The sequence below is a fragment of the Streptococcus sp. 22.1 genome (assembly GCF_016648645.1).
Lineage (GTDB): Bacteria > Bacillota > Bacilli > Lactobacillales > Streptococcaceae > Streptococcus.
In genome coordinates this window covers 136,393-149,813 of the sequence record NZ_JACLQK010000001.1, presented here as the reverse complement: position 1 = coordinate 149,813, position 13,421 = coordinate 136,393, and the positions used below count along the sequence as shown (strand labels likewise).

General features: G+C 38.5%; 11 protein-coding genes, 1 pseudogene and 1 riboswitch. Of the genes and pseudogenes, 4 read left to right on the top strand and 8 right to left on the bottom strand.

Features of this window, described 5'->3' with window-relative positions; genetic code table 11:
• Positions 1-98: 98 nt before the first annotated feature.
• From H7U04_RS00540 to H7U04_RS00515, 6 genes are all read right to left on the bottom strand, one after another.
• On the bottom strand, positions 99-764 hold the full coding sequence (locus H7U04_RS00540; protein ID WP_110981482.1) for a hypothetical protein: 666 nt from the start codon (positions 762-764) through the stop codon (positions 99-101).
• Between the two features lie 12 nt (positions 765-776).
• Positions 777-1,271 carry a YkgJ family cysteine cluster protein gene (locus H7U04_RS00535; RefSeq protein WP_002885314.1) on the bottom strand — a complete coding sequence of 165 codons (495 nt, stop codon included), beginning with the start codon at positions 1,269-1,271 and terminating at the stop codon, positions 777-779.
• Positions 1,272-1,355: 84 nt separating this feature from the next.
• Entirely contained in the window at positions 1,356-3,356 is a 2,001-nt protein-coding gene (locus tag H7U04_RS00530) for an ABC transporter permease (RefSeq protein ID WP_201059216.1), read from the bottom strand.
• A 1-nt stretch (position 3,357) separates the two neighbouring features.
• Positions 3,358-4,116, bottom strand: coding sequence for an ABC transporter ATP-binding protein (locus H7U04_RS00525; RefSeq protein WP_008534947.1), 759 nt, complete (start codon positions 4,114-4,116; stop codon positions 3,358-3,360).
• Between the two features lie 144 nt (positions 4,117-4,260).
• Complete coding sequence (locus H7U04_RS00520; RefSeq protein WP_371515012.1) at positions 4,261-5,235, bottom strand: sensor histidine kinase; 975 nt, start codon at positions 5,233-5,235, stop codon at positions 4,261-4,263.
• A complete protein-coding gene (locus tag H7U04_RS00515) occupies positions 5,225-5,905 on the bottom strand; it encodes a response regulator transcription factor (protein ID WP_004182305.1) in 681 nt (226 codons plus the stop codon). Before H7U04_RS00515 ends, H7U04_RS00520 begins: the two co-directional genes overlap by 11 nt.
• A 206-nt stretch (positions 5,906-6,111) precedes the next feature.
• Positions 6,112-6,207, top strand: a riboswitch (purine riboswitch).
• A 146-nt stretch (positions 6,208-6,353) separates the two neighbouring features.
• On the opposite strand from H7U04_RS00515, the gene H7U04_RS00510 reads away from it, so the two are divergent.
• Complete coding sequence (locus H7U04_RS00510; protein WP_004182304.1) at positions 6,354-6,935, top strand: xanthine phosphoribosyltransferase; 582 nt, start codon at positions 6,354-6,356, stop codon at positions 6,933-6,935.
• Positions 6,935-8,203: a nucleobase:cation symporter-2 family protein gene (locus H7U04_RS00505; RefSeq protein WP_145517405.1), complete on the top strand. Its 1,269-nt coding sequence runs from the start codon at positions 6,935-6,937 to the stop codon at positions 8,201-8,203. The genes H7U04_RS00510 and H7U04_RS00505 overlap by 1 nt, the downstream gene beginning before the upstream one ends.
• 49 nt (positions 8,204-8,252) lie before the next feature.
• Here the strand turns inward: H7U04_RS00505 and H7U04_RS00500 are convergent, their stop codons facing one another.
• Positions 8,253-8,669 carry a pyridoxamine 5'-phosphate oxidase family protein gene (locus tag H7U04_RS00500; protein WP_201041697.1) on the bottom strand — a complete coding sequence of 139 codons (417 nt, stop codon included), beginning with the start codon at positions 8,667-8,669 and terminating at the stop codon, positions 8,253-8,255.
• A 111-nt stretch (positions 8,670-8,780) separates the two neighbouring features.
• Complete coding sequence (locus H7U04_RS00495; RefSeq protein ID WP_201042789.1) at positions 8,781-10,382, bottom strand: ABC transporter ATP-binding protein; 1,602 nt, start codon at positions 10,380-10,382, stop codon at positions 8,781-8,783.
• A 91-nt stretch (positions 10,383-10,473) separates the two neighbouring features.
• Here H7U04_RS00495 and H7U04_RS00490 point away from each other — a divergent pair, with 91 nt between their 5' ends.
• A complete protein-coding gene (locus H7U04_RS00490) occupies positions 10,474-11,307 on the top strand; it encodes a helix-turn-helix domain-containing protein (protein WP_073685800.1) in 834 nt (277 codons plus the stop codon).
• Positions 11,308-11,370: 63 nt separating this feature from the next.
• A pseudogene (locus H7U04_RS00485) lies at positions 11,371-12,709 on the top strand (MATE family efflux transporter).
• Positions 12,710-13,421 lie beyond the last annotated feature (712 nt).

The following is a 13,421-nucleotide window of genomic DNA, read 5'->3' as shown; positions in this document are numbered from 1 at the left end:
ATTATTTTCACTATCAGTATAGCACTATTTGTAAACGTATTCAATGTTATATTAAAAGGATTTGCAAGAAAAAAAGAGCTTTCGCTCTTTCATTATTTTCAATGTTTGACAGTTACCTGTCCAAAGGATACTGAACCTGTTAGAGAAACTGTAGTGCTAGCCAAGTCTCGTTCTCCTAGACTATCGTAGCTTTTCACTCCTGCCAGGCTTGTATGAAGGCCGTGTGCATCCACTTGCCAATCCTTAGGTACTCGAATGATAACCTGAGAAAAATTTGCCTGAACCACAATCTGAGGTCGATCCGTCATAAACTGAGCCTGACGCAAATCCAAAGTCAAACGTCCAAAATCGGCATTGGCATAGACAGTTTCGAGGTTTTGTGAAGTCACCACCTGAACAGACTCTGAAAATAAGGTCTTAGCGAAAATCTCTCGCTCATGTTCTTTAGAAACCTTGTAAGAAAAGTTCTTCTTATAACTTGGCTTGCTCAAACGGTCCACTGCAATCCCCAAGATAAGAATTCCTACAAAGAGTGTCCATTCTGAATAGTCCAATCTAAAGAGGTCATGGATATAGGTCGATAGAAAAGCCATCCCCAAGAAAAAGAGAAATTTCCCCTTAGATTGCCAGCTCAAAAGCACAAAAAGCAAGGCTAAAATCAATTTATAATTAAAAGCCAAATACAAATCCGGAATAAATGCTGTCGCGATAAAATAGGCAGCAATGATAAGTAGGGTGAAAACACCTGCATTAAATCGTTTCATAACAGTTCCTTTCTAAATCCTATCCTTGAGTTTTTCCACAAAAAGGTAGGCTGCTGGACAGAAAAGCGTATTTTTGATAGTCAGATGATTGATCTGATAGATTTTCTTACGATCCGTGTGAGGAAAGGCTGCACAGGCCTTAGGACGGACATCATAAATATCACAGAGATTATCAGGCCCTAAGAAGGGACAAGGCATAGACTTGAAGACCTTGTCGCCATCCTCATCTACCTGAAGGTACATCTCCTCGAAGGCAGGTAATTTCATTCGAAAATGCTTGGCAATGCGAGTAATGTCCTGCTCTGTGAAGTCGGGACCAAGCGTCTTACAACAATTAGCGCACTGGGTACAATCAATTTCTTGAAAGACTTCATTGTGTACCTGCTGAACAATCTTATCTAAATTTTTAGGAGCCTTCTTCTTGAGTTGTGCTAGAAACTTTCGGTGCTCCCCCTGCTTTTGACGTGCCAATTCCTCGTAACGTTTGACATCAATAGTCTGTGACATGTGTTTTCTCCGATGATTTATAATTCTTTCATCTATTATAGCATAAAAGAAATAGAGCCTAGCATGAACTAGACTCTATGTCAATTACATCGATACGATTCGACGATAGGAACGAGACGTTAGGGCAAAAACCAAGATATAGGCTAGGAAGAATACGCCACAAACAATGATAGTAACCACTAACATAAGACTTGGATTAAGAACTCCAATGATACGCACAATCAAACTGATCATATGATAGGCAAAGGCCAAGTGAATAAAGGCAAAAATCAAGGGGAGGAAGAAGACAGTAAGGACTTGCTTTCCAATGGTTTGCTTGACTTGGAGGTCGTCCAAGCCAATCTTTTGAAGAATAACAAAGCGCTCACGATCCTCATAACCCTCGGAAATCTGTTTATAGTAAATCACGAGAACTGTGCCAAGCATGAAGATGATGGATAGGAAGATGCCGATAAAGAAGGTTCCACCAACAAAGCCATTTACCATGCCTTCTGCATCATATCGACTATTTGCAGTGAAGTAAGACTTAGGGAGGCCAGTAGTTTGTCCAGCTAACTGTTGTGTTTCTTTATCCGTGATTTTGTCTAGCAAATCTGAATTTTTCTTGGCATCATGTGAAGGGTCTTTGACATTAACACCAACATAGGTAGCTTGGGTGGTTGCTGTTCCTTTGATACTTTCTTGAAAATCATCCATATCAGGAACAACAAGGTAGCTATAATCAGAAACTATGATTGTGAAGAGGTTGGGTATTTTACCTTTAAGAAAGTCATTAAGGCTATCATGGATCTGGTAGGTTTGACTATTGACAGACAAACTCTTTTGATCTTTTAATGTTTTATTTTTAGTAAATAAGCCAACTTGATTTGAAGTCAGATTGAGGTCTTTACCTGTTAATTGTTTATAAGTAGATTGTGAGAAGACAAGAAAAATTGACTTTGGTAGAACTTTTCTTTCATTCTCAGAAAAGATGGTTAGCTTGTTTTTTTCTTGTTCTTTGATACCAAAGTAGAGGTAACTTACTTCCACTTTTCTATTTACCTGATTTCCCGTCTGTACTAAGAAATCATCCATAGCTTTCCGTGTACTTGTTAAATCTACATTCGTCCCTGTAACTGAGTAATCATGCGGAGCAGAACTCGCCACATAGTCTTTTTTTCCAGCATAAATACTTGCAGCACCTACAAGTGTCACCAAAACCATACTTGAGAGAATGGCAATGGTCGCCAGCCCAACTGCATTTTTTTTCATCCGAAAGACAAGATTGGAAATGGAAATCATATTATTGGGCTTGTAATAGTAGCTCTTCTTCTTTTTCAAGAGTTGCAGAACAACTGTTGTCCCGGCATTAAAGAGAAGGTAAGTCCCTAGAATGACCAGTAGAACAGCTAGGAAAAAACTCATAATAGCCGTTACTGGATTCTGAACAGAGAGAGCAAGATAGTAACCATACCCCATAGCACCAAGTCCCAAAAGGGTTTGAATAACTAGAAAACGTCCCTTTTTTTCACCCTTAAGGCCATCTTTAGTTAATTGTAAAGGATTAAGCCGTAGCAATCGGAAACCATTTACCAAAACCAACAAACCAAAAATACAAGCAAAGATGACAAGAACAATAGGAATTGTCATTACTTGAAAGGTCGAAACTAAACCAGTACTTTCACCGATAAGCCTTTGAAGAAAAGCATAAATGAGTTTATCGAAAAGTGCCCCCACACCTATACCTAGAAGCAAAGTCACAAAACTCATAATCACTGTTTCTTTTAGAATCATACTAAAGAGGTGACGCTTCTCTAAGCCTAGCACACTATAGAGACCAAGCTCCCTTGAACGATTTTTCATAACAAAGCTATTGGCATAAAGAACAATAATTCCAGAGGATAGGGCGACAATTCCAAGTCCCATCCCCAAAACCATCTTGATAGCATCTGCCCCAGTCAAGTGATCCAGATGAGGATTAAGCGTTAAAGATGTAAAGATATAGGTAATGGCAATAGCCAGAATAGTTGCTAAAGCAAAAGGATAATAAAGCTTACGATTTTTTATGAGATTGGACAAAGCCAGTCTATTGGTTAGACGAAACATATTAGTTCACCTCACTTGCCATTGCAGTTAGTGTATCGGAAATTTCCTGGAACATTTGATGTTCAGACTTATCTCCTTTGAAGATTTGATTATAAAGAATTCCATCCTTGATAAACAAAACACGCTGCGCTCGACTGGCGGCCGCTGTCGAGTGAGTTACCATGAGAATGGTCTGACCGCTGGCATTAATAGCATCGAAGACATCCAAGAGCGCTGCTGAAGATTTGGAATCCAGGGCACCTGTTGGCTCATCTGCTAAGAGTATTTCTGGTTTTGTGATGATTGCACGCGCAACCGCAACCCTTTGCTTTTGGCCACCTGAAATTTCATAAGGGTACTTCTCCAGTAAGGAATGAATTCCCAGTTGACGACTGATTGCATCTACTTGTGTCATCATTTGCTTAAGTGGGCGACGAGAAAGAACCAAAGGTAGCAAAATATTATCTTTAACTGATAGGGTATCTAAAAGATTGAAATCCTGGAAAACAAACCCTAATCTTTCACGACGGAAGCTAGAAGCATCCTTGTTTTTGATGGTTGCTGTGTCCATACCATTCAGATAGACACGCCCTGCTGTTGGTTTATCAAGCATGGCAAGGATATTAAGCAAGGTTGATTTTCCTGACCCAGACTCACCCATGATTGCAACATAGTCACCTTTATCAACCGTAAAATGGATATCTTTAAGGGCTTCAACCTGATTTCCTTTGAAACGTGTTTTATAGATTTTTTTAACATGTTGAACATCTAGTAATGTCATAATAAGCTCCTTTATTTAATAGATTTGGAAGAGATTTTAGGAACCTCTTACTTAACTTCTGATACCATTTTATAGAAAAAGCAAGGTCTCAACCATAACCCTTGCTTTCATTTCTAGCCTTATTTCTTACACTTTTGTAAGTTATTAATCAATAGCCAACTTCTGCTTTTGAAAATGAATAGAAACTGTGGTCCCTTGACCTACTTGGGAACTAATACTAATATCATGTCCAAGCTGATCAGCAATCTTCTTAGAAAGATAGAGACCCAGTCCAGACGACTGCTGAGTCAAGCGGCCATTGTAACCTGAAAAACCACGCTCAAAGACACGTAAAATATCACTATCCTTGATACCAATCCCAGAATCTTTAAGATAAAGCCTATTATCTTTGAAGTAAATGTCAATGCCACCACTCTTTGTGTACTTCAAACTATTTGATAAGACCTGCTCTACGATAACCAAGAGCCATTTTTCATCTGTAACGACCATAACATCCAAGTCATGTAAATTAATAGTCAACCCTTTTTGAATAAAGAAAATACTATGCTTTTTAACAACTTCTTTAACCAAGGGGGCTAATGCAACATGCCTCAACTGCAAATCATCATGAAAGTTTTCCAAACGTAAATACTGCAAGACCAGATTGGTGTAGGCATCAATCTTGAAGACCTCTTGCTCCAAGAGAGCCCTCGTTTTACTATCTGTAACATCCCCTAACAATAATTGACTGGCTGCTATTGGCGTCTTGATTTGATGCACCCAAAGGGTATAGTAGTCCATCAAATCTGTATAGCGCTTGCGCTCCTCCTCAGTCTGAACCATTTGACTCTCCTTAGCATTTTCCAAGGCCTGAGCTAGATAAAACTCTAAAGGACTTGATGGTGTCATTTTCTCATAGAGATAGGCTAAGTTATAAGACTGATAAGAGCTAACCAAGTCCCAAATAACTATGATGATAGCCACAAATGTCAGTATGGTCAAGGCATAATAAAGAATATCTGCCGCCTCTTCAAATAAAAAGGCAAACAAGACTAATATGATTCCATTAAAAATAAACAAAAGATAGAAAGGTAGACGAGACCTAATCTGATATTTGATAAATTGACGCTTATCCATCATGACGCAACCCGTAACCGACACCTTTCTTGGTTTCAATAAAATCCTTCAAACCAACTGCCTCTAACTTCTTACGTAAACGAGCTACATTAACTGACAGGGTATTGTCATCAATAAAGAAGTCACTATTCCAAAGCTCCTTCATGAGGTCTTCCCGACTAACGATATTTCCAGCATGGTCGAAGAGAACTTGTAAAATCTGAAACTCGTTCTTAGTCAAAGAAACGACTTCTCCCTGATAAACCAGATCCATGGCCTTAAGGTTCAGAATCACACCCATATATTCCAAAAGACTCTGATCCTTTCCAAACTCATAAGATCGGCGCAAAAGCCCTTGAATTTTTGCCAAGAGAACATTTTGGTCAAAGGGTTTAGTCACAAAGTCGTCCCCACCCATATTGATTGCCATAACGATATCCATGGCCTGATCTCTGGAAGACAAGAACATAATAGGCACCTTGGAGACCTTACGAATTTCCTGACACCAATGATAACCATTAAATAGAGGTAAACCAATGTCCATAAGAACCAAGTGGGGCTCTACTTTTACAAAAATAGATAATACTTCCATGAAATCTTCAACAAGAACAACTTCGTAACCCCACTGTTCTAGCATTTTTTTGACTTGTTGACGGATAACCTCGTCGTCCTCCACTAATAAAATCTTATGCATAACTCAACCTCTTTCATTTCCCACTATTATAACAATAAATACCCCAAGAAACGACCTTTCTCAGGAAATCTTACAATAATGTTAGATTGAATTTTCCAACTTTTAAAATAGTGCGTTTTCATAGGAAAAATCCTTTGAGTCTTCAAAGAAAATATAGTATTATTATAGAGTTGATATTGGTTTATCATCAACCAACGACAGCTTCATCGAATAATGAGAACATTACTTATTTATGTCACGAATCGGCGTGACGTTTCTACAAGGTGCCGTAACACCTAACAATAAGTAAGTCATAAAGTCATAAAAAGATTTACCGTCTTTTTGTGATTTTAAAGGCTTGCTTTGCAGGCCTTTTTCTGTTATTCGATTGTTTTGATCTTTGTCAGAGTCTCAATGGAATCTGAGAAAATCAAAATACACTTTAGTTTTATTTTTTATAGGAGGTAATATGAAATTACTGGAAGACCGCATTCTCAAAGATGGGAATGTCCTTGGGGAGAACATCCTCAAAGTTGACTCTTTCCTCACTCACCAAGTGGACTTTGATCTCATGCGTGAGATTGGAAAGGTCTTTGCTGAAAAGTTCAAGGATGCAGGCATCACCAAGGTGGTGACTATCGAGGCATCTGGTATTGCTCCAGCCCTCTATGCTGCTGAGGCTTTGGATGTCCCTATGATCTTTGCTAAGAAGGCTAAAAATATCACCATGAATGAAGGTATCCTCACTGCTGAGGTCTACTCCTTCACTAAGCAGGTGACTAGCACTGTCTCTATCGCAAGCAAGTTCCTCACTCCTGAAGATAAGGTTCTCATCGTTGATGACTTCCTAGCTAACGGCCAAGCTGCCAAAGGCTTGATTCAAATCATCGAAGAAGCTGGCGCACACGTCGAAGCGGTCGGTATCGTTATTGAGAAATCTTTCCAAGATGGTCGTGCCCTTCTAGAAGAAGCTGGCTACCCAGTCGTTTCACTTGCTCGTTTGGATCGTTTTGAAAATGGTCAGGTCGTATTTAAGGAGGCAGACATCTAATGCAAAATAAAGAAAAACATTCGCAGGCGGCGGTCCTAGGACTGCAACACCTACTTGCCATGTACTCGGGATCAATCCTGGTTCCAATCATGATTGCTGGTGCCTTGGGCTATTCAGCTCATGAATTAACCTACTTGATTTCAACCGACATTTTCATGTGTGGTGTAGCAACCTTCCTCCAACTTCAACTTAATAAATACTTCGGTATCGGTCTTCCAATTGTTCTTGGGGTTGCCTTCCAGTCAGTAGCACCACTTATTATGATTGGTGAGAAACACGGTAGTGGTGCTATGTTTGGTGCTCTTATCGTTTCAGGGATTTATGTTATCCTCGTTTCTGGTGTCTTTTCAAAAGTGGCCAATCTCTTCCCTTCTATCGTTACGGGATCTGTCATCACTACTATTGGTTTGACCCTCATCCCTGTGGCTATCGGAAATATGGGAAATAATGCTGATAAGCCTACTGGTCAAAGCCTCTTCCTTGCAGCTATCACCGTTCTCATCATCCTTTTGATTAATATTTTCACTAAAGGATTTATCAAATCCATCTCAATCTTGATTGGTTTGATTGTCGGTACTGCTATCGCAGCAAGCATGGGCTTAGTTGACTTCTCACCAGTGGCTGCGGCACCTATTGTCCACGTGCCAACACCATTCTACTTCGGAATGCCTAAGTTTGAGTTGTCATCAATCATCATGATGTGTATTATCGCTACAGTGTCTATGGTTGAATCAACTGGAGTTTACTTGGCCCTCTCTGATATTACCAAAGAACCACTCGATAGCACTCGCCTTCGTAACGGTTACCGCGCTGAAGGTTTGGCTGTTCTCCTTGGTGGCCTCTTCAACACCTTCCCATACACTGGTTTTTCACAAAACGTTGGTCTTGTGAAATTGTCAGGTATCAAGACTCGCTTGCCAATCTACTATGCAGCTGGTTTCCTTGTTCTTCTTGGACTCCTTCCTAAGTTTGGTGCCTTGGCTCAAATCATCCCAAGTCCAGTCCTTGGTGGCGCTATGCTTGTTATGTTCGGTTTTGTTTCTATCCAAGGGATGCAAATCTTGGCACGTGTTGATTTCGCCAACAACGAACACAACTTCTTGATTGCTGCGGTATCAATCGCTGCAGGGGTTGGTCTTAACGGCAGCAACCTCTTCAACAGCCTACCAAATGCTTTCCAAATGTTCTTCTCAAACGGTATCGTCGTTGCAAGTTTGCTTGCCATCGTCCTCAATGCCATTTTGAACCATAACAAAAAAGAAAAATAACACAAGAACACCCCTTATAGATTCACCAATCCAATAAGGGGTGTTTTTATCATAGTTTTAAGGTGCTGATTGTAGCCAAATCTTTTGTAACAATTGCGGTATCAAATTTCACCTCAAATAGAATCAGCGATTCTCCTGCGAAATCTATTGTCTTTTTATAATCTGGAACCTTTGCAATGAACTGTGCTTCCAAATCGAATATCGTTTTCAAACTTCTTTTTGCGAGACCTTTGGCTTTGACATGCTGGTTTCCAGTGTGAGGGATAGTTGTAAAAGCGATTGAAGGATTTTCTTCTATCTCCTTGACCTTGTTATTATCTTTAAATGTCGAAAAATAAAGAATATTATCACAAGGGTCGAAATAGAAATTAACGATTCTTACATTAGGAATGTTATTCACAGAAGTAGCCAAAGCCATTTCTGTTTGTTCCGCCATTATTCTCAAAAATTCTGTTTTCGTGTTCATTTTCAAAGCCTCATTTCCTTAGATTAATTATATAGGTCTGTTCCAAGTTTGTAAATCGAAAGAAAAGACTAAGCAACTACTCTGTCTAACTTTTACTGAAAGTAGCTCGTACTATTTAATTCTTACGATTGACTTATTTTCAATTCTATAGACAGCATCGTAATCTTCCAAATTGTAATGATGGGCAATTTCAATAATACTATTAGGCAATTGTTGCAAGACATTTCTTATTTCTCTAGAACTTGCTGCATCTAAAGAAGCCATCATCTCATCAGCAAGTAAAACCTGCTTGCCTCTCAAAATAGCACGTGCAATCTCCAGTTTTATGATTTGACCACCTGAAAAGTTATCTCCAGTTAATTCATAGTCTAATTGGTGACAACAAGCCTCCCATAGTCCGACCTTTTTTAGTGTTGAAATGAGCACTGAGTCTGAATAATCTTGATAAAGAGTTAGATTATGTCGCACACTTGTATGAAAGACATAGGGATTTTGATGAATAATTGCAATGTTATCTAAATTTGGAGTCAGCTCCCTTCCATCTATACTTTTAAAAATGATTTTCCCACTATATGCCTTATCTTGCCCTGATATTAACCTAAAAAGTGTTGTTTTCCCAATACCACTATCACCAACTATAAGATTATGCTGAGACAATGAAAAAGTAACCGTAACATCTTGAAAAATCTCTTGATTATCATAAGATTTAGTGACGTTTTTTAACTGAATTTCTTTTAAAGTATGTATGTGATGCCCTTTTGAAGGAATTTCTGACTCACTTCCAAATGTCAATAATTTATCTTTTATCACTTGACTTGCTTGAATACTTGCAATAGCCTCCAGAATCTGTTGTAAGGGGTTAATAAGATATGTTGAAGCAGACATCATAGCAATAAGTGTAGTAATTGAATTTTGTTTCATGACAAGACCAATCACAAATGGTCCAATCAAGCCGACAGCTTTCAGAGGTCCTGTCCAAAACATAACTAAATTATGAAGTGTATAATACTTAAATTGTGTCGTCTCCATCTCACTAAGGGTTATGAGAGTTTGCTTTACATTCTCTTTTTCTGCTTGGTTGCAAATAATCGTTTCAATCCCTTTACCAAAGTCTGTAATAGCTCTTAAATTTTTCTCTTTTGAGCTACTTAGTAATTCTCCTGACTCTTTTAACTTTCTCTTAAATATAAACTGAGGCAAAATCATCAGAAAGGCACCTACAGTAAAAAGACTCCCTACAATAATATTTTGTTTGAGCAGATAAATTACAGATACTAGGACAGAGGCGCCCCACACTGGCGAGATAAGAAAAGATTGGAGGAACTCCTGGTCTACAATTCCAAGATCTTGTGTCAAGAGTGAGCAAAGCTCAGAATCGGAGATGTTTTTAGGAAAGACAGCATGATTCTTTAAAATATTTTCTGATAGGCTTACATTAAACGCTCTAATAATAGAACGAAGCAGAATATTCTCTATATACATAAAAGCGTACACAACCACCCAAAGAGAGATACTCGAAAATGTAAAAACTATTAAATCCCAACTATCACTACTATCTATATGACCTGCCATCTGGATAATTACAGGTATTACAATGCCTTGACACGAATAAAGAAGCGCAAAAATGATATAAAGTACCATTTCCTTCTTAGGAAGTAGCTTAATAAATTTAAGCAGTGACACAGCAACCGATTTATTTTTTTCAATAATCATTGCTTTTACCTCCTTCAATTTGATACTATTATTTTAGTTTATTAATAGTATCAACTATTGAAATTTCGGAAATCCGATAAGGTAATTTTATATGGAACAAGGTCAAAAATTTAAACAGATTCGAAAACAGAGAAAATACACTATTCAGAGACTCGCTCAAGTAGCTGGATCTGTAGCGAGTCTTTCAGACTTTGAAAATAACAAAACATCACTCTCAAATGATACTCTTTTCAAACTTTTAAAACATCTAAAAGTCGAATATAATGAATTTTTCGAACAAGAATATCTTGTGGACGAAACCTACATAAAACTTGCTAATCAATTCAATCAAGCCTCAAATCATCTAGACTTTGAAGCACTGGAGCAAGTCGCAGAAAAGTTTCGCATTTTAGGAGAAACCAATTATAGTGATTATCTGATTAGTCTTTGTATTGACTGTCAGGTTTCAAAACTTCAAAACCGGTCAGTTAACCAAGATATTGCTACAGAACTTCAAAACTACTTCTTTTCTATTGATATTTGGACACTTCTCGATATTAATTTACTGAATATGGTAAAGGATATCTTCACAGAAGATGCGCTAAAAATCTACATTAAGGAATTCCTATCAATACTCAATAAAAATCCTAGAAATAATTTAGATCGAATCACTTTAGAAGTTATCAGTCGTTGTATTTTCCAAATCATTCTTTACGGAAATCAAGAAGATAGTGACTACTATATAAACGAACTAAAAACTATTCAATTACCAGACTATTTCATGTTACAAAAACTCTATCTTAAAGAACTAAAAGCCGCATACCTTTATAAATTTATCGATAAGAATATGGGAAAGACTATACATAAAGAAATTCTCCACTACTTGGCTTTTATGGGAGATGACGATAATTTGAGAGAATGGGACCGAACTTTCCGTCAATTATAGACTTTATTGGATAACAGTTGTACAATGATTATATAATTTGAAAAATTTAGAAAGGAAAACAGAATGCACGAAACACATTCTCTCCGTGAGCGATTTCTTGTTTTCTTCAAGATTTTTGTGCCCATACTGATCTATCAGTTTGCCAACTTTTCAGCAGCTTTTGTGGACACTACCATGACTGGTCAATACGATGCCCTACACTTGGCGGGGGTAGCCATGGCAACGAGTTTATGGAGTCCTTTTTTCACCTTCTTAACAGGTATCGTATCTGCCCTAGTTCCTATTATCGGACACCATCTAGGGGCAGGTCGCAAGGACCGAGTGGCACCTGATTTCTATCAATTTCTTTATATGGCTTTGGGTCTATCACTTATCCTCTTTGCCCTTGTTTTTCTAGGGGCACCCTTGGTTTTGAATCATTTAGGTTTGGAGCCTTTGGTCAGAAAGGTTGCCCTTGGTTATTTACGCTTTTTGAGTCTTGGGATTATTCCCCTTCTACTCTTTAGCGTGGTTCGACGCCCTTGGCCTCACGCGCCTCTCCATGTACCTCATGCTTTTGCTCCTACCTCTCAATGGTTTCTTCAATTTCCTCCTCATCTATGGCATTGCTGGTCTACCAGAGTTAGGGGGAGCTGGAGCTGGTCTGGGAACTTCAATGGCTTATTGGGCCCTTCTCCTCATTTCCATTGCCGTTATCAGAAAGCATAAAAAGGTTAAGCCCTACCACATTGAAAAGGTCCAACCCCTTGATAAAACAGCTCTACTTGAGGCACTTAAACTAGGTCTCCCTATTGGTGGAACGGTCTTTGCGGAAGTCGCTATCTTCTCAGGTGTCGGTCTGGTTATGTCTAAATATCCGTCCCTAGTGATTGCCAGTCATCAGGCGGCCATGAATTTCTCAAATCTCATGTACGCCTTCCCTCTCAGCATTTCCAGTGCCATGGCTATCATTATTTCCTACGAATTTGGGGCTAAACGCATGAATGCGGTCAAGAGCTACAGCAAGCTGGGACGGTTGACAGCCCTAGGATTTTCTATCTTTACCTTGATTTTCCTCTACTTCTTGCGCTATGATTTGGCAGAACTCTATGGGCATGAGCCTGAATTTTTGAGGATGACAGCCATTTTCATGACCTATAGCCTCTTCTTCCAAGTGGCAGATGTCTTTGCGGCTCCGCTTCAAGGAATCCTGCGTGGCTACAAGGATACCAAGGTGCCTTTTTATCTCGGTGTCCTAGCCTACTGGGGCATCACCTTCCCAGTTGGCTTCCTTCTTGAAAAAGTCACTGGGCTAGGTCCCTACAGTTACTGGATTGGCCTTATTGCTAGCCTTATCGTCAGTGGTCTCTGTTACCAATGGCGCTTAAATAGAATCGTCAAACGTTACGAATCACAACTTTGATATCCCTGAAGCAGTCTTGTCAGACTGCTTTTTCTATACTCAAATCTCTATAATACAGAAAAAAACCTCCTGCATATTGAAAACAGATAGACTATTATCAATACACAGAAAGCTTCTTTTGATGAGTGATTAATTATATTCAGATTTTCCTGACCTATTACCAAACTGGATTCATTAATGAAAACATAGATGTTTAATATTGAAAAAAGTATCACAGAGACCAGCTGGATCGACTAGGGCACCATAAATCATGACTAAACCACAGAGAGCTAGGAAATGATAAAAATAAACTACTTTCTCCCCTGTTTTAGGAAGTAAAAGAAAAGACCAGAACCACAAGACACAAATGGCTATTAATATGATTAGTTTATTCATCCATTCCATAATAATCTCCGTCAAAAAGGTTTAGCACAATAACATAGTCCTTAGGACTATCTGAATGTTATCACAAAATCTAACAAGCGCTGTCATTACTTCTTAAGGAAATATCTTAGTATTCTCTTGCTAGTCTTGTTTTGGTAAGTTAAGACATATAAAATCATATTGGGAGGTTGGGAAGACTCATTATTACACAAAGTACAATAATGTTTACAGACGCCAAAACCAGCAAAAGCCAAGGAGAAGGACACATTTACACTTGTCAGATTTCTCACTATTATAGTGTACTATTTTTTTATTTGAAACGTAAAACAATTTTGCCTAAATTGTTAAA

Bases quoted from the DNA above. Each gene is read 5' to 3' on its own strand.
- H7U04_RS00540 (WP_110981482.1), bottom strand. From the start codon at position 764: ATGAAACGATTTAATGCAGGTGTTTTCACCCTACTTATCATTGCTGCC.
- H7U04_RS00515 (WP_004182305.1), bottom strand. From the start codon at position 5,905: ATGCATAAGATTTTATTAGTGGAGGACGACGAGGTTATCCGTCAACAA.
- H7U04_RS00495 (WP_201042789.1), bottom strand. From the start codon at position 10,382: ATGATTATTGAAAAAAATAAATCGGTTGCTGTGTCACTGCTTAAATTT.
- H7U04_RS00505 (WP_145517405.1), top strand. From the start codon at position 6,935: ATGCAAAATAAAGAAAAACATTCGCAGGCGGCGGTCCTAGGACTGCAA.
- H7U04_RS00490 (WP_073685800.1), top strand. From the start codon at position 10,474: ATGGAACAAGGTCAAAAATTTAAACAGATTCGAAAACAGAGAAAATAC.
- H7U04_RS00530 (WP_201059216.1), bottom strand. From the start codon at position 3,356: ATGTTTCGTCTAACCAATAGACTGGCTTTGTCCAATCTCATAAAAAAT.
- H7U04_RS00520 (WP_371515012.1), bottom strand. From the start codon at position 5,235: ATGATGGATAAGCGTCAATTTATCAAATATCAGATTAGGTCTCGTCTA.
- H7U04_RS00510 (WP_004182304.1), top strand. From the start codon at position 6,354: ATGAAATTACTGGAAGACCGCATTCTCAAAGATGGGAATGTCCTTGGG.
- H7U04_RS00535 (WP_002885314.1), bottom strand. From the start codon at position 1,271: ATGTCACAGACTATTGATGTCAAACGTTACGAGGAATTGGCACGTCAA.
- H7U04_RS00500 (WP_201041697.1), bottom strand. From the start codon at position 8,669: ATGAACACGAAAACAGAATTTTTGAGAATAATGGCGGAACAAACAGAA.
- H7U04_RS00525 (WP_008534947.1), bottom strand. From the start codon at position 4,116: ATGACATTACTAGATGTTCAACATGTTAAAAAAATCTATAAAACACGT.